This is a genomic window from Pseudomonas sp. BF-RE-22 (genome assembly GCF_019956155.1).
Classification (GTDB): domain Bacteria; phylum Pseudomonadota; class Gammaproteobacteria; order Pseudomonadales; family Pseudomonadaceae; genus Aquipseudomonas; species Aquipseudomonas migulae.
The window spans coordinates 58232-77666 of record NZ_JAHBDD010000033.1; the positions used below are offsets into that span (position 1 = coordinate 58232).

Genomic DNA, 19435 nt, shown 5'->3' on the forward strand with positions numbered 1-19435 from the left:
GGCTGAACGTTTCAGAAGTCGACGGTGGCCGACAGTTGCAGGGTGCGCGGCGAACCTTGTGAGAAGGCGCCATAGGACGCGACACCGGACCAGTACTCACGGTCGAAAACGTTCTGCACCGTGGCCCGGAATGTGGTCGGACGATCCGCGATGCGCGTGGCGTAACGTGCGCCAACATCGAAGCGGGTCCAGGGGTCGAGTTCCTGGGTGTTGGCCTGGTTAACGTATTGGCTGCCGGTGTAGATCGCGCCGCTGGTCAGGGTCAAACCTTCGATCCACGGCGTATCCCACTCGGCCCACAAGTTGGCCTGGACCTCGGGCACGCCCACCGGTTTGTTGCCGCGATTGGCAACGGTTCCGGTCTTGGTCAGTTCAGCGTCGAGGACGGTGACGCCACCGAGCAGGCGAGTGCCTTGGGCGATCTCGCCAAACACGTTCAACTCCACGCCCCGGTTGCGCTGTTCACCTTGTACCGAGAACACACCGGAGGCCAGCTCGCCGCTGGGTTTCTTGATCTGGAACAGACTGAGTGTGGAGGTGAAGGTGCCGTAGTCGACCTTGACCCCGACTTCCTGCTGGCGGGAAATGTACGGCGCGAAGATCTCGCCGGAGTTCGACGCGGTGGCCGGGGCGATGTCGCCCTTGCTCAAGCCTTCGATGTAGTTGTAGTAGAACGACACGTGGTCCCAGGGCTTGACCACCACCCCGAACAGCGGCGTGGTCTCGCTTTCGTCATAAGACGTGGTGACGGCGCCGGCCGCGTTGAAGTTGTCGGATTCGATGTTCTGCTTGCGCAGGCCGACAGTGACCTGCAAGCGCTCATCCAGTACCGAAAGGGTGTCGGCCAACGCCACACCCGACAGTTCTGTCTCGGAAACTTTGAGGGCATCCGGTTCGGCAATGGACGGTTTCGGACGGTCGATCGGGTGGTACATGTTCGACAGCACGGCCGGGCCGGAGATGATGCCGCGTTTCAGTTCGTCGCGATAACGAGTGACCTGCAACGTGGTGCTGTGGCTGATCGGACCGGTGTCGAAGCGCAGGCGGGCACCGGCGTCGACGGTGTAGCGCTCGACTTCGAACTTGTAGTAGCCCGGGATTGAAGAGGTGTCACCCGCGTTGTTGAGAATGGTCGGGGTCTGATCAGACATCCGCTTCACGTCCGACCGGCCGCCACCGGCGTGGGCGAACACGGTCAAGGCGTCGTTGAGGTCGTACTCGGCACCAAGCAGGGCCGATTTATCGCGGGTTTCGGCCCACCCCCAGTCCTGGCTCACGTTGGTGCGGCCGTTGGCGGCGGAGGGAATCTCCACGCCCGAGGCAATGAGAAACGGACGGGACGCGGCGTCGAATTGTTCTTTCTGGCTGATCAGGTCCAGGGTGGTTCGCAGACGATCACCCTGATAGTCCAGGGAGATGGCGCCGATGTCGACGTCCCGGGATTGATCGTCGATGGCCGTGTCACCTTGCTGGGTGCTGCCGTTGACGCGCACACCGAAGCGGCGTTCTTCGCCGAAGCGCCGGCTGACATCGACGTGGCCGCCGATCTGCGAATCCATGGCGTAGCTGGCGGTGAAACGGGTCAGGTCCTCATCGAGAGAACGCTTGGGGACTACGTTGATCACGCCACCGACACCGCTGTTCGGCGACATGCCGTACAGCAGGGCGCCGGGGCCCTTGATCACTTCGATACGCTCGGCGTATTCGGTGAAGACCCGGTAGTTGGGCGCAACGCCGTATACACCGTCGAACGCCAGTTCGCCGAGGTTGCCTTCGCCCACCGGGAAACCGCGAATGAAGAAGGAATCGACAATGCCGCCGGTCTGGCCGGTGGAGCGTACCGAGGAGTCGCGTTCCAGCACATCGGCCACTGTCACGGCCTGCTGATCTTTCATCAACGTCGAGGTGTAGTTGCTGACGCTGAACGGCGCGTCCATCACGTCCATGTTGCCCAGCATGCCGAGACGCCCGCCACGGGCGACCTGACCGCCCGGGTAGGCTGGCGGCAAGCTGCCCTTGCGACCGTCGGTGCCGTTGATCGTGGTTTCGGCAAGGGTCAGGTCACCCTCGTTGTTGGCCGGGACCGGCGCCAGGGTGTAGCTGCCATCAGTGCGCGGCACTATTTGCAGGCCGCTGCCGGACAACAGTCGGGTGATCGCTTCCTGGGTCGAGTACGTGCCGGAAAGCCCCGGGCTCATAAGGCCCTCGGTCATTGATGGCTGGAATGACAGCGCAATGCCGGCGTCCACCGCGAACTTCGACAAGGTTGCCCCCAGCGGGCCGGGGGCAATGCTATAGGCGCGGGTCGCAGTGGTATCCAGTGACGCTGGCGCGGCAAGGGCAACGGGGCAGGCGACGCCGGTCAGGGCAAGGCTTAGCAACGCGCTGCGGATAGCCAGCTTGAGTGAGCGATCCGAACGCAGAGGGCGTGCAACGAACATGGAGTGATGACCCTTTCGACGAGGTTGAGAAGTTCTTCCTTTCCTTGCCAGTCGAGATCAAAAAAAGTATCACCCGCTCAGCCATTTTTTTTTGCGCGAGGTTCAGGCGGGGGAGAGCGTCACCCAATAACCGCTCAAGTGGCCGGTTGCGAGCACCGGGTAGGTTTGCACCAGCATGTTCAAGGTGCGTTGGGTATCGCTGATGGGGAACGCGCCAGAAATGCGCAGATCGGCAATCGCCGGATCACAACGCACGAAGCCTTTGCGATAACGCGCCAGTTCCGCGATGAAGTCGGCCAGACGCATGTTGTCGGCCATCAGCATGCCTTGGGTCCAGGCGCTGACGGAGCGGTCCACCGGGTTCAACAGGCCGAAAGCCTGCGATGAAAAGTCGGTGCGTTGCCCGGCATTGACGATCAAGGGCGTTACGCCGTTGCCACCGGGCAGTTCAACCCTGACAGCGCCGTCCAGTACTGCGAGCTGAGTGCGGGTTTGCAGTTCGCGCACCGTAAACCGCGTGCCCAATGCCTGCATTCGCCCCTGACGGGTGGTCACCAGAAACGGTCGGGACTGGGGGGCTACATCCGGTGCGGTCTGCACCAGGATTTCACCTTCACGCAAATTGATCAGCCGTTGACGGGCGTCGAACAGCACATCGATCGCCGAATCGGTGTTGAGTGTAATGCGCGAGCCATCGGCCAGCGTCAACTCGCGTTGCTGGCCCACGGCAGTCCGGTAGTCGGCCGACCATTGCTGGGATTCAACCAGCTTCCAACTGCCCCAACCGGCGGGTAACACGGCCAGCATCATCGCCAGTTTGCCGAGGGCCACGCGGCGCTCGGGATTGCTCGGGCGATCCAGCGCCGACATCGCCAATGACGGGGGCAGGCCGCCCAGTTTGCTTTGCAGCAGTTGGGCCCGGCCCCAGGCGCGGCTGCGTTCAGGGCTGCTGACGCGCCAGCATTCCCACTCGGCGCGCTCGGTATCGTCAAGGTCGCCTTCGCTGATGCGCATCAGCCACTCGGCCGCTTCGTCGAGTACTTGTGGATCAATCTGAGTGGGCGTGGCGTAGGTCGACATTCATTCCACCAGCATCAGGCATTGAACGAAGGCCTGTTTCATGTAGCGCTTCACGGTGATCAGCGACACGTCCAGTTGCGTGGCGATGTCGTCGTATTTCAGCCCGCTGATCTGCGACAGCAGGAATGCGCGTTTGACCAGCGGCGGCAGGGCGTCGAGCATCGCGTCGATTTCGTGCAGGGTTTCCAGCACGATGAAACGCAATTCGGGCGAGGGCGCTTCAGGGGCAGGCAACAGCGCCAGGGCATCCAGATAGGCGCGTTCAAGCGCCTTGCGCTGATACCAATTGACCAGAATGCCCTTGGCCACACAGCTCAGGTAGGCGCGGGGCTGTTCAATGACCGCGACCCTGGAAGCCAGTATGCGTGTGAAGGTGTCTTGCGCCAGGTCCGCCGCATCCATGGCGTTGCCCAGTTTTTTGCGCAGCGTGGCGTACAACCAGCCGTGATGGCCGGTATAGAGAGCCTCGATCGCGCGCAGGTGATTGTGATGAGTCGCGGGCAGGGTATCGCTCATGGATGATAATTTTTAGCGATTGAGAAGTATTCCCAATCCTAAGTGACTGCACCCCTGCGGCGCAAGGGGGAGGCTGATCAGTCGCAGCGTGGCGCTTCGTCCGGTTGCAACAGTACTGATCGATAACGCAAGGCGACAATGAGCACCAAGGCGATTGCGTAGGCCAGGCAAACGATCAGATAGGTGTATTGCAGGCCGTAGACCTGGCTGAGCAAACCGCCCAGGGAAATACCTGCGATGGAGGCCAGTTGCGCAGTGCTCTGAGCCACTCCCAGTACGTAACCCTGTTGCGAACTGTCGACCGTTTTGGAAATCAGCGCCATCAGCACCGGCGTCGTGGCGCCCAGCAGCACGCCCCACAGGAAGTAGGCCATGACAAACACGGCCGGGTTTCGGGTAAGGCCGGCGACGCCGGTCAGGCCGATGCAGCCAATGACAACCCAGGACATTCGCTGCAGGGTTTGCTGTTGCGTCCGGTGTTCGAAGTAGCGTGCCCAGCGTGTCGACGAAAGGATGAAGCCCAGTGCCAGCAAGCCGTAACACAGGCCCGTGACCGAATTGCCGACCTCAAACACCGAGCTGACGTACAACGAAAACGATGTCTGCGGCAGCATCCGCGCCAACAGCAGAATGCCCATGACGCCCAACAGCGACATCAGGGGCGAGCCCTGCCACACGCCGCGTGCCCGACCCGGCTGCGGCGCAGCATCCACCACCGGCGTTTTTTTCACGGGAGGTACATCCGGCAACGTCAAGGCCGCCACCACGGTGCACACCGCGCAGAGCGCCGAAGCGATGAGATTGATCCAGAAAAAAGTCGCGTAATCGAGAATCAGACCGCCGACCACTGCGCCGAGCAACGAGCCGACGTTGGTGGAGATTTGCAGGATCGCAAACAGGCGGGCCCGCCGTGAGGGCGCCTCGATACTGACCCCGTAAGCCTGGGCTGGCGCGATATACCCGGCAAAGGCGCCTTGCAGGAAGCGCAGCAGCAGAATCACCCAGATATCGCTGCAAAGTGCCAACCCCAACTGAGTCAACGACAAACCGGCCAAGGCACGAATCATCATCAACTTGTGACCATAACGGTCGCCGATCCGCCCCCAGAAGGCACTGGTCAGCATGATGCCCAGCATCGGGCCGACATACACGGCGATGCTGGCGAAACTGAACAGCGATTCCGACGTGGTCAGCCCGCGCAGGTAGACCGGCCAGAACGGGCCGCTCATTTCCATCGCACCCATGGAGATGAGCTGGATCGTGAACAGAAGATAAATCAGGATTCTGACGCTGGAACCCTGAAAAGTGCCTGAATGGAACATCGGTCAGCCTCGGTGGTTGGCCGGCATCCTACGTGCTTTGCCATCGAGGGAAAACCATATCGGGCGTTCTGTATCGGTGTCAGTTGGCAGACGGACAGCCTCGCTGCGCAGTGGTTGCTGCCTGGCTGATCAACGCGGCCAGGCGTTTGACGTTGTTTTGCTGGGCCACCACCAAGTCATCAATGGAGGGACCTGAAGGCGTCTGCAAGGTGCTGCGACAGGTAATCAGCGTGTTATCGCCTTCGCCAGGATTGCGCAGGCGCCATTTGACGTCGATCAAACCGTACTGTCCGGGAATCGAGTCGAAGCGTTGCACCTCCAGGCGTACTGACACTCTTCGCTTCGGACTGCTGCTGGCCAGTTGATCCACCAGAGCACTGCGCAACTCGTCCACCAGACTCGCAGCCCACCATTGGGTTTCGAGAATTGCCACGCCGCTGTTGCCCTGACGAATGACGATCTGCGGGCGATCGACCTGGGCCGGTACGCTGAGGCTTTCGATCTGGATTTCCCCACCGTTGCCTCGTGCGGTGCCGCTCAATTGTGCCGGGGTCAGGGTGTGGAACTGAATCGGATCACTGCGGCAGGCGGCGAGCAGTAGACACGCAGTGACCAAGGTAATCTTCAGCGGAAAAGCCATGGGTGTTGCTCCTGTGGTCAGTTGCGCGGTGGGCCCTGTAGGTCCGTCGGTGCTGCATTATTGGGACGACCGCGAATCAGCGACTCTGGATGCCGGCCCAGGTAATCCGAGAGCTCACGCAGGGAGCGCGACATGCGCCCGAGTTCTTCCAGGGTCTGGGTCAATTGCTCGCGTTGCGGCGAGTCTTCGGCGAGGGTCGAGCTGGCCGATTGCAGGGTTTTGCTGACGTCTGCCAGGGTGGTTTGCACGCCAGGCAGGGTCTTGGCGTTGAATTGCGCGAGGCCCTTGCGCAGCTCTACGAGGTTGCTGTCGAGGTTGCCGGCGATGCGCTCGATGGGCAGTTGGTTGATCTTGGTGACCATGCCTTCGAGTTTTTCCTGCAACTGTTCGAGGCTGCCAGGAATGGTGGGAATGCTGACAGGGCGGGCGGTCGGGTCGAACACGACTTTCTCCGCTTTGGGGTAGAAGTCGAGTGCGATGTACAACTGGCCGGTCAACAGATTGCCGCTGCGGGCCTGGGCCCGCAGACCGTTTTCGATGAAGCTGCCCATCAACCGTACGCCGGCGGCTTCGTCATTGGGGTCATGCTTCAACGCTTCAAGCATTCTGGCGTGGGCCTGGCCAAGCCGTTGCGGGTAGATCACGATGCCGACGTTGACCGGAAAGCTGCGTTTTTTCGGGTCGAAATCCAGATTGACCGACACAACCCTGCCGAACTCGATGCCAAGGAACTCCACCGGCGCACCGACCTTCAGCCCGCGCAATGCCTGGTCGAAACGCAAACTCAGGAACTGCGCCTTGCCGCTGGGTGGGGCGAGGGCGGTTTGCTGGTCTTCGAACAGCTCGAAGCCTTTGTCCTCTAGTGCCGGTTTATCGTTGGGGCTGTATTCCGGAGCTCTGAACGCGATGCCGCCCACCAATATGGACGAGAGCGACTCGGTCTTTACCGAAAAACCGTTGGCGCCGACGTTGACATCAATGCCGCTGGCATTCCAGAACCGGGTGTTATCGGTGACGAAGGCATCGTTGGGCGAATGGATGAAGACTTCGAGGTTTACCCCTTTGCCGTCGGTATCCAGGGCATAGGCGACCACTTGGCCGACCGGAATTTTGCGGTAGTAGACGGGGGAACCAATGTCGAGCGAGCCCAGGTCCTGTGTATGCAGCGTAAAGCGCTTTCCGGGTTCGCCATAGGTAATGGGGGGCGGATTTTCCAGCCCGGTGAAATTCTTCGACCGGGCATTGGCCTGGCCGATGTCGGCGCCAATGTAGTCCCCGGACAGCAGTGTATCGATACCCGATACGCCGCCAGCACCGATGCGGGGCCGCACCACCCAGAATTGCGAATCTTCGCGGGTGAAACTTTCCGCCTGCTTGGACAGTTTGATGGTGGCGTTGACGCTTTTCTGGTCGCCGCTCAGTTCCACGTCGGAGACATGCCCGATCACCACGTTGCGGTATTTGACCTCGGTTTTGTTGGCGGTCAGGCCGCTACCGGTCTTGAACGTGACGGTGATGGTCGGTCCTTCCTGCAAAATGCTGTGCACCACCAGCGAAATACCCACCAGCACCGCGACAATCGGCACGATCCACACCAATGAAACGCTGTAGCGGCGGGTCTTGATGGGGGCCTGCCCGGGAGCTTGCGGCCCGTCAGCGGCTTGAGACTTCATCCATGACCTCCTCGTTTTCGGAATGTTGCTGATCCCAGATCAGACGTGGGTCGAAACTCATCGCCGACAGCATGGTGAACACCACCACCAGACCAAAAAACAGAATGCCCGCGCGCGGTTCGATATCGGCCAGCGCCTGGAACTTCACCAACGAAGCCACCAGGGCGACCACGATCACGTCGAGCATCGACCAATAACCGATGAGCTCGACGAAACGGTACATTTTTGAACGCTCCTTGCGCGCCCAATCGCTGTCGCGCTGAACGGTCACCAGCAATAACGACAGGGCGACGAACTTGATGCCCGGCACCGCGATGCTGGCAATGAAAATGATCAGGGCGATGTCCCAGGCGCCGTGCTGCCAGAAGTCCAGCACACCGCCCATGATTGTGCTGTCCGCGCCGCTGCCGACCATTTTGGTGTTCATCACCGGCAACACATTGGCCGGGATGTAAAACACCAACGATGTGATCAAGTAGGCCCAGGTTCGGGTCAGGGCGTTGGTTTTGCGCCGATGCAGCGGCGCTCCGCAGCGTTCGCATTCGTGGGGTTCGCCGGTCATGTCACAGGCCAGGCCGCAGCTGTGGCAGAGACACAGGTTGAGTTCGCTGGCGACTGGTGGCGTGGTCATAAGACATCCCACAGTTCACGGACATCGCGCCCGGCGATGCGGATCATCATCAGGCTGAGAATGGCCAGGGCGAACAGGCCGATGCCGGGCAGGACGTCGAGCAACCCGGCAAGCTTGATCACCGCGACCATCGCCCCCAGCAGGCAGACTTCCAGCATGCTCCAGGGCCGCAGGGTTTCCAGCCAGCGCATACAGAATTTGAAACCCGGCGAACGACGGGAGGCGAGGGCAAAACTCAGGACCCAGATCAGCAGCAGCAACTGGAAAATCGGCGCGATGATCATGGCGATCGCCGCCACCATCGCGATGAAGGTAATCGGGCCCAGACTCAGGGCCTGTACCGAATCCCACAGCGTCGCGCTGTTTTTCAGGCCTTGCAGGCTGATGCTCATGACCGGGTAGAAATTGGCGAAAATCCACAGCATCAGCGCGGTGACGGTCAGCGCCAGCCGCTGCTCCACCGTCAGGCCGTTATAGCGCTGAAGCACGCCGCCGCAGCGCGTACAGAGGGTTTTCTGATGTTTGGCGAGCGTGACTTTTTGATACACGCAGTCGCAGTGCTCGCAGATGATCAGTTGGTCAGTCGTAGCCATAGGCCGCACTCGCCAGGAGGCAGGAAAGTCAGAGCACATCCTCAATATAGAAGTGCCTTGCGATTGAGCAAATTAAAAGGCGGACTTAAAGCTGACTTGCTGGTGATCGGGCCTCGAGTCCTGCACTGATCTTGCGGCCGCCATCGCCAGCAAGCCGGCTCCTACAGGGTTTAGTGTTTGCCCGGTGGATCGGCTGCGCATGGATATTGTAGGAGCCGGCTTGCCGGCGATTGGGCCTTGAGGCTTGCGGTTATGTTGAGGGCGCCATCGCCAGCAAGGGGTGGGTGTTTTAGCCGAGGATTTCGCGCAGGCGATACCAGAACATGCCGAGGGCCAGCAGCGGTGAGCGCAGCTTCGGGCCGCCGGGGAAGGTCATGTGGGGCACGGCGCTGAATACGTCAAAGCCTTGGCTGTGCCCGGCATGAATCGCTTCGCCCAGCAGTTTGGCGCACCAGTGGGTCACGTTCAGGCCGTGACCGGAATAACCCTGTGCGTAGAACACGTTCGGATGCTGGTTCAAGCGCCCGACCTGCGGGAAGCGATTGGCGGTGATACCAATCTTGCCGCCCCATTGATAATCAATGCGCACATCGGCCAGCTGCGGGAACACCTTGAGCATTTGCGGGCGCATGTAGGCGGCAATGTCTGCCGGATCACGCCCGGAATAATGGCAGGCACCGCCGAACAGCAAACGCCGGTCCGCCGAGAGCCGGTAGTAATCCAGGCCGACTTTCTGGTCGCACAGCGCCAGGTTCTGCGGGATCAACTGCGTTGCGACGTCAGGCGCCAAAGGCTCGGTGGCGATGATGTAGCTGCCCGCCGGAAGCACCTTGCCGCTAAGCTTCGGTTCGAGTTCGTCCAGATGCGCGTTACAGGCAAGCACCAAACTGCCGGCGCGCACCGTGCCCCCGGCACAACGCACCTGCACGGTATTGCCATGAATCAACTCCAGCACCGGGCTCTGTTCGAAGATCTGCACCCCAAGCGATCGCGCCAGTCGCGCTTCGCCGAGCACCAGATTGAGCGGGTGCAAGTGCCCCGAGCCCATGTCCACCAGGCCACCGGCATACACGCCTGAGTTCACCACGTGTTCACGGATCTGCTCCGGCCCGACCAAGCGCGTTTCATGGGCGTAACCCGACTCGACAAGGCCTTCCTGCTCGGCCTCGAACGCCGCGAACTGCGCCTTGGTGTTGGCCAGTTCGCAAAAACCCCAGCGCAGGTCGCAATCGATGGCGTGCTCGCGGATGCGCTTGCCCACCAGCTCGACCGATTCGGTCCCCGCGCGCTCCAGGTAACGCACACCTTCTACGCCGACATGCCGGGCGAAACCGCTGACGTCATGGCCAATGCCGCGGATCAACTGACCACCGTTGCGCCCGCTGGCGCCCCAGCCGATCCGCCGGGCTTCCAGCAAAATCACCGAGAGCCCGCGCTGAGCCAGTTCGATAGCCGTGTTGACCCCGGTAAACCCGCCGCCGATCACGCAGACATCGGCGACAAGGTCATCTTCCAGCGCAGGGAAGGGCGTCAGCGTATGAACCGATGCCGCGTAATAGGAGCGCGCATGTTCGTGGTTGTACTGATTCATTTGTTGGACTTCACTTTGCTCCAGGAACGGGTCATCAGCCGCATGATCGCCTGGGGCGGGGTGGTCGAGATGTAGAGCTTGTCGAGCACTTCCTGAGGCGGGTAGACCTCGGGATTGTTCACCAACTCAGGGTCCATGAATTGCTTGGCGGCCGGGTTGGGGTTGGCGTAACCGACCGAGGCGCTGACCTTGGCGATCACTTGTGGGTCGAGCAGGTAATTGATGAAGGCGTGCGCCTCCTTCGTATTACTGGCGTCGGCAGGAATCGCCAGCAAATCGAACCACAGGTTGCTGCCTTCCTTGGGAATCGCGTAGGCGATGTTCACGCCGTTCTTGGCTTCCTTGGCGCGGTTGGCGGCCTGGAACACGTCGCCGGAATAACCGAACGCCACGCAGATGTCGCCGTTGGCCAGGTCCGACACGTACTTGGATGAGTGGAAGTAAGTGATGTAAGGCCGGATGCTCAGCAGCTTGGCTTCGGCCTTCTTGTAGTCCTCGGGATTTTCGCTGCGTGGGTCCATGCCCATGTAGTTAAGGATCGCGGGGAAGACTTCATCCGCCGAGTCCATCATCGACACGCCACACTGGCTGAGCTTCTTGATATTTTCCGGTTCGAACAGCACGGCCCAGGAGTCGATGTGATCGATGCCCAGCACTTGTTTGACCTTGTCGACGTTGTAGCCGATGCCATTGGTGCCCCACAGGTAAGGCACCGAATGCTCGTTACCCGGATCGTTTTTCTCCAGCAGCGCCAGCAGTTTCGGGTCGAGGTTCTTGAAGTTTGGCAGCTGTGCGCGATCCAGCTTGAGGAACGCGCCGGCCTTCACCTGGCGCGCGAGGAAGTGGTTGGACGGCACCACCACGTCATACCCGGTACGACCGGCGAGCAGTTTGCCCTCCAGGGTTTCGTTGGAGTCGAAAACGTCGTAGATCACCTTGATTCCGGATTTGGCCTGGAAGTCGGCGAGGGTGGTTTCGCCGATGTAATCGGTCCAGTTGTAGACGCTGACCTGTGGTTGAGCCTGGGCAACAGCGCTGAACAGCAGGGCCAGCGCGACCGGGACCACGGATTTCAATAGACGCATATCGACACCTCTTGGATTTATCGGGTTATTCAGGTGTTTCGCTATTCCTGTGGGAGCCAGCCTGCTGGCGATAGCGGTGGGCCAATCGATACAGAGGTTGGCTGTGCTGACGCCATCGCGAGCAGGCTCACTCCCACAGGGGATGTGTGTAGGGCTCAGACGCTGAGCAACAAAAACTCCCGCTCCCACGAGCTGATCACCCGTTTGAAGTTCTCGTGCTCCGCCCGCTTGACCGCGACGTAACCGCGGACAAACTTGCTGCCCAGATAACGCTCGATGGTTTCGCATTCTTCCATCTGCGTCAGCGCGTCTTCGATGGTGATCGGCAGGCGCAGGTTGCGTCGTTCGTAGGCCCGGCCCTGTACCGCAGCGCTCGGATCGATGCGCTCGACCATGCCGAGGTAACCGCACAACAGGCTGGCGGCGATGGCCAGATACGGGTTGGCATCGGCGCCGGGCAAGCGGTTTTCCACGCGCATCGCCTCGGGACTGGAGGTCGGCACACGCAGGCCCACGGTGCGGTTTTCCTCACCCCACTCGACGTTCACCGGCGCCGAGGTGTCCGGCAGGAAACGGCGGAACGAGTTCACGTTGGGCGCAAACATCGGCAGCACTTTGGGGATGTATTTCTGCAGGCCGCCGATGTAATGCAGGAACAGCTCGCTCATCTGCCCGTCGGCATTGGCGAAGATCGGCTGGCCGGTGGCGATGTCCACCACACTCTGGTGAATGTGCATGGCGCTGCCCGGCTCGTCACCAATCGGCTTGGCCATGAACGTCGCCGCAACATTGTGCTTGAGCGCTGCCTCGCGCATGGTGCGTTTGAACACGGTGATCTGGTCGGCCAGGTCCAGCGCGTCGCCATGACGGAAATTGATTTCCATCTGCGCCGGGCCGTCTTCGTGGATCAGCGTGTCGAGGTCCAGGCCTTGCAATTCGCACCAGTCGTAGACGTCTTCAAACAGCGGGTCGAACTCGTTGGCGGCGTCGATGGAAAACGACTGACGACCACTTTCCGCACGGCCCGAACGGCCCATCGGCGCCTTGAGCGGCAAGTCCGGGTCTTCGCAGCGCTGGGTCAGATAAAACTCCATTTCCGGCGCGACAATCGGCCTCCAGCCTTTGTCGGTGTACAACTGCAAGACTTTCTTCAGCACGTTGCGCGGCGACAGTTCAATCGGGTTGCCGAACTTGTCGAAGGTGTCGTGGATCACGATTGCGGTGGGCTCGATGGCCCACGGGATCACGTACACCGCATCGGAAACCGGCTTGCACACCATGTCGATGTCGGCCGGGTCGAGCAGGTCGTAGTAGATGTCGTCGTCGACAAAGTCCCCGGTTACCGTTTGCAACAGCACACTTTCCGGCAGGCGCATGCCTCGCTCATGCAGGAACTTGTTGGTGGGCGCAATTTTGCCGCGTGCAATGCCGGTCAGGTCGCTGACGACACACTCGACTTCGGTAATCTTGTGATCTTTCAGCCACGTGAGCAGCTGATCGAAAGGGACATTCATAAAGACCTCGTTATTGGTTTTATTAACGCCGGGGAGGGTGGTTTCATCCGCCACACACTTCCCCTGGGACGCGTTGACGACTATCTTGGGCGAGCCTTGACGTTCCATCTATCCACTTTCAGCAGCACCAAAACGCACCAAACGAGTGCGTAAGGTCACCCATGACAGCGTGCAATCCATTACAGGTCCAAGCGTTCGATACCGCCGATGTCGCCGAGCAAATCCGCGCCACACCCGGTTGGGTCCAGCATTACCAGCAGATGTCGCCGGGGCATTTCGCCGGGCGGGTGCGTTACCTCGACCTGCAGGGCGTAGAGATTTACGAAGAACACATGAACACCCGGGTCGAGCAGAATTTCAGCGCGCCCGAGGGGGCACTGGCGTTCTGTTTCGATCGCAGTGACAACGCGCTGTACGTGCTGAATGAAGAAAGCCGCAACATCTGGATCACGCCGGAGAACTACCAGGAAATCGCCGTGGTGTTCGGGCCGGAGTTCGTTCAGCGTCACGGTCTGAATGTCGCCAGGCTCGAAGGATTGTTCATGGCGCCGCTGAATTCGGGGCAGAACGCGCTGTTCAGCCGCTGGCTGAGCGGGACCTTGACCCGGTTGGCGCAAACCCTCGATCCGCCGAGCAAAGAGGCCTTGACCCAGCAGTTGCTGGAAGACTGCCTGTACATCCTCGACAACGCCTCGGTCTGCCTGGATCGCGGCGGTTTGCAGCGCCGCGCTGAAGAGCGGGCGGTGATGAAGCGCATTGGTGAATGGGCGGCCGATTCCCCGGAAGAAACCCTGAACCTGCTGGAGCTTTCCCGGGTTGCCGGGGTGTCATTGCGTCAGTTGCAGCACGCGTTCAAGGCGTACACCGGCATGACGCCGACTCATTGGCTGCGTCTGCGCCGACTCAACAGCGCCCACCGCGAACTGCTGAATCGCTCGCCCTTGGAAACCACCGTGGCCGAAGTGGCGATGCAGTGGTCGTTCTGGCATTTGGGGCGGTTTTCCAGCAGCTACCGAGCGTTGTTCAAAGAGCTTCCCAGTCAGACCCTCGCGCGTAAAACCGGTCGGGCCTCAAGCCGCTGAACCGATCACAGCTCAGCGTGGTTTGGTTGCTTTGGGCGATTTAGTGCTGCCGGGGATGTGCAGGTAAGCCATGACGCTTTCGGTCAACTCGGTCGCCAGTTTGACGGCTTCCTTGTTGCGCGCCATCACCCCAGCGACCAACCCTTCGATCAAGGCAAGTACGGCGATGTTGGAACTGGTCATGACCGGGTGATCGGCCGGGGCGAACAGTACGTGATCGGCAACGCTGGTCAGCGGCGATGCAGGCGAATCGGTGATTGCCAGCACCTTGGCCCCGCGTTCATGGGCGAAACGGGCGAGTTGCAGGGTGTCGAGCGAGTAACGCGGCAGGGCAATCGCCAGCAAGACGTCCTGGTCGGTAATGGCGGCCAGACGGTAAGCGGCGTTCTCGTTACCGCCCTCCATGCTGATAGCGGTGGCGTCCGCACAGAACGGCATCAGGGTCGAGGCGGCGAGGCCGGCAAAATAGACGCTGTTGCCAAACCCAAGAATGTAGATTTTGCGTGCGTTGATCAGGCTGGTGACGAACGCTTCAAACGTGTCCTCATGGTTGTTGGTCGCCGCCGTCGCCAGGTTACTGGTGGCGCTCTGGATTTGTTCCTGCAGCCCAAACGCGCCGTCGGGGCGATGCGCCAGTTCGTTGCGCAGCTTGTCGACGGGCGAGACCATTTGCTGCAACGTCGCCACCAGCTCCGCCTTCATGCCGGTGTAGCCGCCGAGGTTCAGGGCTTTGGCCAGGCGGTTTACCGCTGCGGGTGAGGTGGACGTGACGTGAGCCATCTCTTCAATGGTCAGCGTCGCCGCCTTCAGCGGGTGGCGCAGAATGAAGTCGGCCACCTTGCGCAATGACGGCGGCAACTCGGAAACGGTTTCCGCCAGTTTGCGCATGACCGGCGCGGCATAGACCGTGGTGTCTTTCGATGGGGTCGGCATATCCGGCTCAACATTTCCTGAGAATTAGAGAAGGCCTGGCATGAGGTTGGCGCGAGTGTATCCGAAGCCGACCCTCGGCGTGCAGCGCAAGGGCGAGGGTCGGTGACGCAAACGCGCGGATTACTTCAAGCTGCCGGCCAAAAACTGTTGCAGCCGTTCGGACTGTGGTTTTACCAGCACCTCACGTGGGTCACCGCGCTCTTCGACCAGGCCCTTATGCAGGAACACCAGTTGATTGGAGACTTCCCGGGCAAAACCCATTTCGTGGGTCACCACCACCATGGTGCGTCCTTCCTGAGCGAGGTCCTGCATGACCTTCAGCACTTCGCCGACCAGCTCGGGGTCGAGTGCCGACGTCGGTTCATCAAACAGCATCACTTCCGGTTCCATGGCCAGCGCACGCGCTATCGCCACGCGCTGCTGCTCGCCACCCGACATATGCGCCGGCCACGCATTCATGCGGTGCGCCACGCCGACTTTGTTCAAGTAATGCTCGGCCTTTTCCCGCGCTTCTTTCTTGCCCAGCCCCTGCACATGCACCGGGGCTTCCATGACGTTTTCAAGGGCACTCATGTGCGACCAGAGATTGAAGTGCTGAAACACCATCGACAGTCGCGAACGCATGCGCTGCAACTGCCGGGGTTCGGCAGCCTTCAGGCCACCGAGTTTGTTGTTCACCAGTTTGAGCTGCTCGCCATTGAGCACGATATTGCCCGCGTTCGGCTGTTCCAGCAGGTTGATGCAGCGCAGGAAGGTGCTTTTGCCTGAGCCGCTGGAACCGATGATGCTGATGACGTCGCCCGCTTTCGCTTCCAGGGATACGCCCTTGAGCACTTCGTGGGCGCCGTAGCTTTTGTGCAGGTTCTGGATTTCAAGTTTGTACATTCTGTTCACTCTCTGGTGTCAGTCGCTGAGTAAGCGGCCCTGGCGAATCAGGCGGGTGCCGGCGACTTTGGCCAGCCACAAACCGGGTTGGGCAAAACGCAGACGTTCGCGGGCATAAAGGATGCCGTCGGTGCTGGCGCGCACGATGCTGTGACGATCGTTCAGCGGGTCAAGCACTTCAAACAGTGGATCGCCAACCTTGACCCGGGCGCCCAGCGGTTGCAGGAAACTCACCACACCAGGGTGCGGCGCGTAGGCGTATTGCGTCCCGGCGAATGGCGTTGCTTCACAAGCGGATATCGGGGCCTGGGGCCAGTCACCGCTGATCAGGCCTTGTTCGGCGAGATAGCCGAGAATGGCCTCGGCGCTATCGACACATTGCTCGCGCTCGGTGTCGGCCATGCCACGCAATTCGATGGTCGTGGCCACGCACGCCATCGGGATAGCCGCTTCGGGAAACAGCTCGGCCAAGCGTAACCAAGGGATCGCACAGGCTTCATCGAAGGCACTGCCGCCAGCATCTTCAGCCAGCAGGGCGGCACCGGCGCCCAGGCGTGCGGCCAATGAGCGCAAGCGTGGCCAGTGTTGCGGCATGGCATAAAGCAGCATGATCGACTCGAAGTCGCAGTGCAGGTCCAGCACCACGTCGGCGTCACACGCATGCCGCAACAGCAGGCGACGCAGGCCATCGAGTTCCGAAGTAGCTGGCGGTATGTCGGCGAGGACATCGGCCATGGCGCGCCGGATCAGCGCGGTGTTGACGTCGGCGTCGGCGCCCAGTTGGCCTTTCACCAATGCGGCCACGGCTTCGGTCAACTCGGGGAAATCACGATTGAAATTCTTGCCGCTGGAGAACTCGAAGCGACCTTGATGGGTGGCCTGGAACATCTGGGCGATGCCGATGGGGTTGGACATCGGCACCAACTCGACGACCCCGTTCAGGCGACCTTGCTCTTCCAGTACTCGCAGACGACGTTTGAGTTCCACCGCCACGCGCATCCCCGGCAACTCGTCGGCATGCAGGGAGGCCTGGATGTAAGCCTTGCGCGGCCCGCTGCCAAAGCGAAACAGTGACAGGCGCCGCTCGGTGCCCGAAGCACTCCACGGCAACAGGTATTCAATGTGCTCCATAACAGCTCCTTAATGCTTGCGCGGTGCCAGGTATGCCAGCCAGCGGCGCTCGGCCAACTTGAACAGACGAACCAGGATGAAGGTCAGGGCCAGGTAGATAAGGCCGGCAGTGATGAACGCCTCGAACGGCAGGTAGAACCGCGAACTGACTGTTCGCGCGGCCCCGGTGATATCCACCAGCGTGACGATCGACGCCAGGCTGGTGGTTTGCAGCATCATCAGCACTTCGTTGCTGTACTGCGGCAGCGCCCGGCGCAAGGCCGACGGCAGCAGAATGCGGCGGTACAACGTCACGCGCGACATGCCCATGGCTTTGGCCGCTTCGATCTCGCCATGTGCCGTGGCCTTCAAACTGCCGGCCAGTAACTCTGCGCTGTAGGCACTGGTGTTGATCGCGAAGGCCAGGCACGCGCAAAAGGTGGCACTGGACAGGTAGGGCCAGAGCGCGCTTTGGCGTACCGATTCGAACTGCGCCAGGCCGTAATAGATCAGGAACAACTGCACCAGCATGGGCGTGCCGCGGATCACGTAGGTGTAAAGCCAGGCCGGAAAGTTGATCAGCGGCGATCGAGACACCCGCATCAGCGCCAGCGGAACGGCCAGGACCAGGCCGAAGGCCAGGGAAATCAGCAGCACTTTCAGCGTCACCAGGATGCCGTTGAAATACAGCGGCAGGTTTTCCCAGATCAGGTTGTAGTCGAGCATCATTGGTTGCTCCCCATCACAGTTCGGCGGCTTTGATGCCGACCGAGTAGTGTTTTTCCAGATAGCGCAGCACCAGCAATGACAGGCTGGTCAGCATCAGATAGAGCGCCGCCACCGCGAGGAAAAAGGTAAACGGCTGGTGGGTGGCGTCCGCAGCGTTCTTGGCTTTGAACATCATGTCCTGCAAGCCGATGACCGATATCAGCGCGGTGGATTTGGTCAGCACCAGCCAGTTGTTGGTGAAACCGGGAAGGGCGAAACGAATCATCTGCGGCACCAGAATTCGCCAGAACACTTGCGTGCCCCTCATGCCATAAGCGGCACCAGCCTCGGCCTGGCCTTTTGGGATCGCCATAAAGGCGCCGCGAAAGGTTTCCGACAGGTAGGCACCAAAAATGAAACCCATGGTGCAGACACCGGCGATAAAGGGATTGATATCGATATAGCGGGTGTAACCGAGCGCAAGAGCGACGCGGTTCACCAGATCCTGGCCGCCGTAGAAAATCAGCAGGATCAACACCAGGTCGGGAATGCCCCGAATCAGGGTGGTATAACTTTCGCCCAGCATCGCCAGCCATTTCAGTGGCGACAAACGAAAGGCCGCTCCCAGCAGACCCAATGCTATCGCCATGGCCATGGAAGTCAGGGCCAGGTTAACGGTCAGCCAGGCGCCATCGAGAATGCTCGATCCGTAGCCGTGAAGCATGATGAAGTTCCTCAAGCGAGCGCGGTGAGGCGCGCAAACAAGCCCAAAGCGACGCCTGCCCGGGGGCCGGCGCCAGAGTGGCGGGTGAAGGCTTATTCGCCGTAGATATCGAACGCGAAGTACTTGCTCATCACTTGCTGGTACTTGCCATTTTCGCGGATGGCGTCAATGGCGGCACTCAGGCGGGCAACGTTGGCACTGTCACCTTTACGCACCGCGATCCCGGCGCCCCGACCGAAATATTTCGGGTCGTTGATGTCCGGCCCCACCAGGGCGAAATCCTTGCCCGCCGCGGTTTTGATAAAGCTCTCATTGGTGTTGACGATGTCGGCCAGCGTCGCGTCCAGACGGCCCGACGCCAGGTCCAGGAACGCCTCATTCTGCGAGGAATAGCGCACCACCTCGATCCCGCGTTCCGCCAGTTGTTCGGTGGCGAAACGGTCGTAAGTCGAGGCGCGTTGCACGCCGACTTTCTTGCCTTTGAGATCAATCAGCGGGTCGTTGATCACGTTGCCGGCCTTCATCGCGAACTTGCCCGGCGTGTGGTAGTACTTTTTGCTGAAGTCGACCGACTTCATCCGGTCTTCGGTAATCGACATCGACGACAGCACGGCGTCGATCTTGCGCACCTTGAGTGACGGGATCATGCCGTCGAATTCCTGGATGACCCACTCGCATTTGATCTTCATTTCTTCGCACAGGGCATTGCCGATGTCGTAGTCGAAACCGCTGACGTTGCCCTCCGGTGTCTTGAAGGAGAAGGGAGGGTAAGCGGCTTCGATACCGATACGCAGGCTGTCTTCGTCGGCATGCGCCAGGAAGCTTGTTGCGCACAGTGCCATGGCGCCTAGAAGTGCTCTTTTGTTCATTTTGTTGACTCCTTGAAGGGGCGTTTGGGTGGTCCGGG

18 protein-coding genes are annotated in these 19435 nt (G+C 60.6%); 1 reads left to right on the forward strand and 17 read right to left on the reverse strand.

The features are described 5' to 3' along the window. Window positions 1-11 precede the first annotated feature (11 nt). From KGA82_RS16945 to KGA82_RS16995, 11 genes are all read right to left on the reverse strand, one after another. Window positions 12-2441, reverse strand: coding sequence for a TonB-dependent receptor (locus tag KGA82_RS16945; protein ID WP_223451409.1), 2430 nt, complete (start codon window positions 2439-2441; stop codon window positions 12-14). Between the two features lie 102 nt (window positions 2442-2543). Continuing rightward, entirely contained in the window at window positions 2544-3521 is a 978-nt protein-coding gene (locus KGA82_RS16950; protein WP_223451410.1) for a FecR domain-containing protein, read from the reverse strand. Then, window positions 3522-4037, reverse strand: a complete 516-nt coding sequence (locus KGA82_RS16955) for a sigma-70 family RNA polymerase sigma factor (RefSeq protein WP_008026436.1) — start codon at window positions 4035-4037, stop codon at window positions 3522-3524. A gap of 77 nt (window positions 4038-4114) precedes the next feature. Further along, window positions 4115-5359, reverse strand: coding sequence for an MFS transporter (locus tag KGA82_RS16960; RefSeq protein WP_223451412.1), 1245 nt, complete (start codon window positions 5357-5359; stop codon window positions 4115-4117). Window positions 5360-5438: 79 nt separating this feature from the next. After that, entirely contained in the window at window positions 5439-5999 is a 561-nt protein-coding gene (locus KGA82_RS16965; RefSeq protein ID WP_008038426.1) for a membrane integrity-associated transporter subunit PqiC, read from the reverse strand. Window positions 6000-6016: 17 nt separating this feature from the next. Continuing rightward, window positions 6017-7672, reverse strand: coding sequence for an intermembrane transport protein PqiB (locus tag KGA82_RS16970; protein WP_223451420.1), 1656 nt, complete (start codon window positions 7670-7672; stop codon window positions 6017-6019). Continuing rightward, complete coding sequence (locus KGA82_RS16975) at window positions 7653-8303, reverse strand: paraquat-inducible protein A (RefSeq protein WP_207284305.1); 651 nt, start codon at window positions 8301-8303, stop codon at window positions 7653-7655. Before KGA82_RS16975 ends, KGA82_RS16970 begins: the two co-directional genes overlap by 20 nt. Continuing rightward, window positions 8300-8896, reverse strand: a complete 597-nt coding sequence (locus KGA82_RS16980; protein ID WP_008038429.1) for a paraquat-inducible protein A — start codon at window positions 8894-8896, stop codon at window positions 8300-8302. Before KGA82_RS16980 ends, KGA82_RS16975 begins: the two co-directional genes overlap by 4 nt. A 289-nt stretch (window positions 8897-9185) precedes the next feature. Beyond that, entirely contained in the window at window positions 9186-10487 is a 1302-nt protein-coding gene (locus tag KGA82_RS16985) for an NAD(P)/FAD-dependent oxidoreductase (protein ID WP_223451422.1), read from the reverse strand. Next, entirely contained in the window at window positions 10484-11572 is a 1089-nt protein-coding gene (locus tag KGA82_RS16990; protein WP_008026423.1) for a polyamine ABC transporter substrate-binding protein, read from the reverse strand. The genes KGA82_RS16985 and KGA82_RS16990 overlap by 4 nt, the downstream gene beginning before the upstream one ends. 155 nt (window positions 11573-11727) lie before the next feature. After that, window positions 11728-13086 carry a glutamine synthetase family protein gene (locus KGA82_RS16995; RefSeq protein ID WP_223451424.1) on the reverse strand — a complete coding sequence of 453 codons (1359 nt, stop codon included), beginning with the start codon at window positions 13084-13086 and terminating at the stop codon, window positions 11728-11730. Window positions 13087-13247: 161 nt separating this feature from the next. Here KGA82_RS16995 and KGA82_RS17000 point away from each other — a divergent pair, with 161 nt between their 5' ends. Further along, window positions 13248-14168: a helix-turn-helix domain-containing protein gene (locus KGA82_RS17000; protein ID WP_223451426.1), complete on the forward strand. Its 921-nt coding sequence runs from the start codon at window positions 13248-13250 to the stop codon at window positions 14166-14168. Between the two features lie 12 nt (window positions 14169-14180). Here KGA82_RS17000 and KGA82_RS17005 read toward each other — a convergent pair whose 3' ends face one another. The 6 genes from KGA82_RS17005 to KGA82_RS17030 all read right to left on the reverse strand — a co-directional run bounded on the left by KGA82_RS17005 (window position 14181) and on the right by KGA82_RS17030 (window position 19397). Then, window positions 14181-15101 (reverse strand): MurR/RpiR family transcriptional regulator, encoded by a 921-nt coding sequence (locus KGA82_RS17005; RefSeq protein ID WP_008041565.1) that lies wholly within the window; start codon window positions 15099-15101, stop codon window positions 14181-14183. A gap of 120 nt (window positions 15102-15221) precedes the next feature. Then, window positions 15222-15986, reverse strand: coding sequence for an ABC transporter ATP-binding protein (locus KGA82_RS17010; protein ID WP_207284309.1), 765 nt, complete (start codon window positions 15984-15986; stop codon window positions 15222-15224). A gap of 18 nt (window positions 15987-16004) precedes the next feature. Then, window positions 16005-17117 carry a succinylglutamate desuccinylase/aspartoacylase family protein gene (locus tag KGA82_RS17015; RefSeq protein WP_192416381.1) on the reverse strand — a complete coding sequence of 371 codons (1113 nt, stop codon included), beginning with the start codon at window positions 17115-17117 and terminating at the stop codon, window positions 16005-16007. Between the two features lie 9 nt (window positions 17118-17126). Next, complete coding sequence (locus tag KGA82_RS17020; RefSeq protein ID WP_008026413.1) at window positions 17127-17825, reverse strand: ABC transporter permease; 699 nt, start codon at window positions 17823-17825, stop codon at window positions 17127-17129. 13 nt (window positions 17826-17838) lie between these two features. Next, on the reverse strand, window positions 17839-18528 hold the full coding sequence (locus KGA82_RS17025; protein ID WP_008041551.1) for an ABC transporter permease: 690 nt from the start codon (window positions 18526-18528) through the stop codon (window positions 17839-17841). A gap of 92 nt (window positions 18529-18620) precedes the next feature. Beyond that, a complete protein-coding gene (locus KGA82_RS17030; RefSeq protein WP_008026411.1) occupies window positions 18621-19397 on the reverse strand; it encodes an ABC transporter substrate-binding protein in 777 nt (258 codons plus the stop codon). Window positions 19398-19435: the final 38 nt, after the last annotated feature.

What these genes read in the sequence shown, in the direction of transcription:
- KGA82_RS16955 (WP_008026436.1), bottom strand. Translation starts at nt 4,037, where the DNA reads ATGAGCGATACCCTGCCCGCGACTCATCACAATCACCTGCGCGCGATC.
- KGA82_RS17025 (WP_008041551.1), bottom strand. Translation starts at nt 18,528, where the DNA reads ATGCTTCACGGCTACGGATCGAGCATTCTCGATGGCGCCTGGCTGACC.
- KGA82_RS17005 (WP_008041565.1), bottom strand. Translation starts at nt 15,101, where the DNA reads ATGCCGACCCCATCGAAAGACACCACGGTCTATGCCGCGCCGGTCATG.
- KGA82_RS17015 (WP_192416381.1), bottom strand. Translation starts at nt 17,117, where the DNA reads ATGGAGCACATTGAATACCTGTTGCCGTGGAGTGCTTCGGGCACCGAG.
- KGA82_RS17000 (WP_223451426.1), top strand. Translation starts at nt 13,248, where the DNA reads ATGACAGCGTGCAATCCATTACAGGTCCAAGCGTTCGATACCGCCGAT.
- KGA82_RS16970 (WP_223451420.1), bottom strand. Translation starts at nt 7,672, where the DNA reads ATGAAGTCTCAAGCCGCTGACGGGCCGCAAGCTCCCGGGCAGGCCCCC.
- KGA82_RS16985 (WP_223451422.1), bottom strand. Translation starts at nt 10,487, where the DNA reads ATGAATCAGTACAACCACGAACATGCGCGCTCCTATTACGCGGCATCG.
- KGA82_RS16965 (WP_008038426.1), bottom strand. Translation starts at nt 5,999, where the DNA reads ATGGCTTTTCCGCTGAAGATTACCTTGGTCACTGCGTGTCTACTGCTC.
- KGA82_RS16995 (WP_223451424.1), bottom strand. Translation starts at nt 13,086, where the DNA reads ATGAATGTCCCTTTCGATCAGCTGCTCACGTGGCTGAAAGATCACAAG.
- KGA82_RS16990 (WP_008026423.1), bottom strand. Translation starts at nt 11,572, where the DNA reads ATGCGTCTATTGAAATCCGTGGTCCCGGTCGCGCTGGCCCTGCTGTTC.
- KGA82_RS16975 (WP_207284305.1), bottom strand. Translation starts at nt 8,303, where the DNA reads ATGACCACGCCACCAGTCGCCAGCGAACTCAACCTGTGTCTCTGCCAC.
- KGA82_RS17030 (WP_008026411.1), bottom strand. Translation starts at nt 19,397, where the DNA reads ATGAACAAAAGAGCACTTCTAGGCGCCATGGCACTGTGCGCAACAAGC.
- KGA82_RS16945 (WP_223451409.1), bottom strand. Translation starts at nt 2,441, where the DNA reads ATGTTCGTTGCACGCCCTCTGCGTTCGGATCGCTCACTCAAGCTGGCT.
- KGA82_RS16950 (WP_223451410.1), bottom strand. Translation starts at nt 3,521, where the DNA reads ATGTCGACCTACGCCACGCCCACTCAGATTGATCCACAAGTACTCGAC.
- KGA82_RS16960 (WP_223451412.1), bottom strand. Translation starts at nt 5,359, where the DNA reads ATGTTCCATTCAGGCACTTTTCAGGGTTCCAGCGTCAGAATCCTGATT.
- KGA82_RS17020 (WP_008026413.1), bottom strand. Translation starts at nt 17,825, where the DNA reads ATGATGCTCGACTACAACCTGATCTGGGAAAACCTGCCGCTGTATTTC.
- KGA82_RS17010 (WP_207284309.1), bottom strand. Translation starts at nt 15,986, where the DNA reads ATGTACAAACTTGAAATCCAGAACCTGCACAAAAGCTACGGCGCCCAC.
- KGA82_RS16980 (WP_008038429.1), bottom strand. Translation starts at nt 8,896, where the DNA reads ATGGCTACGACTGACCAACTGATCATCTGCGAGCACTGCGACTGCGTG.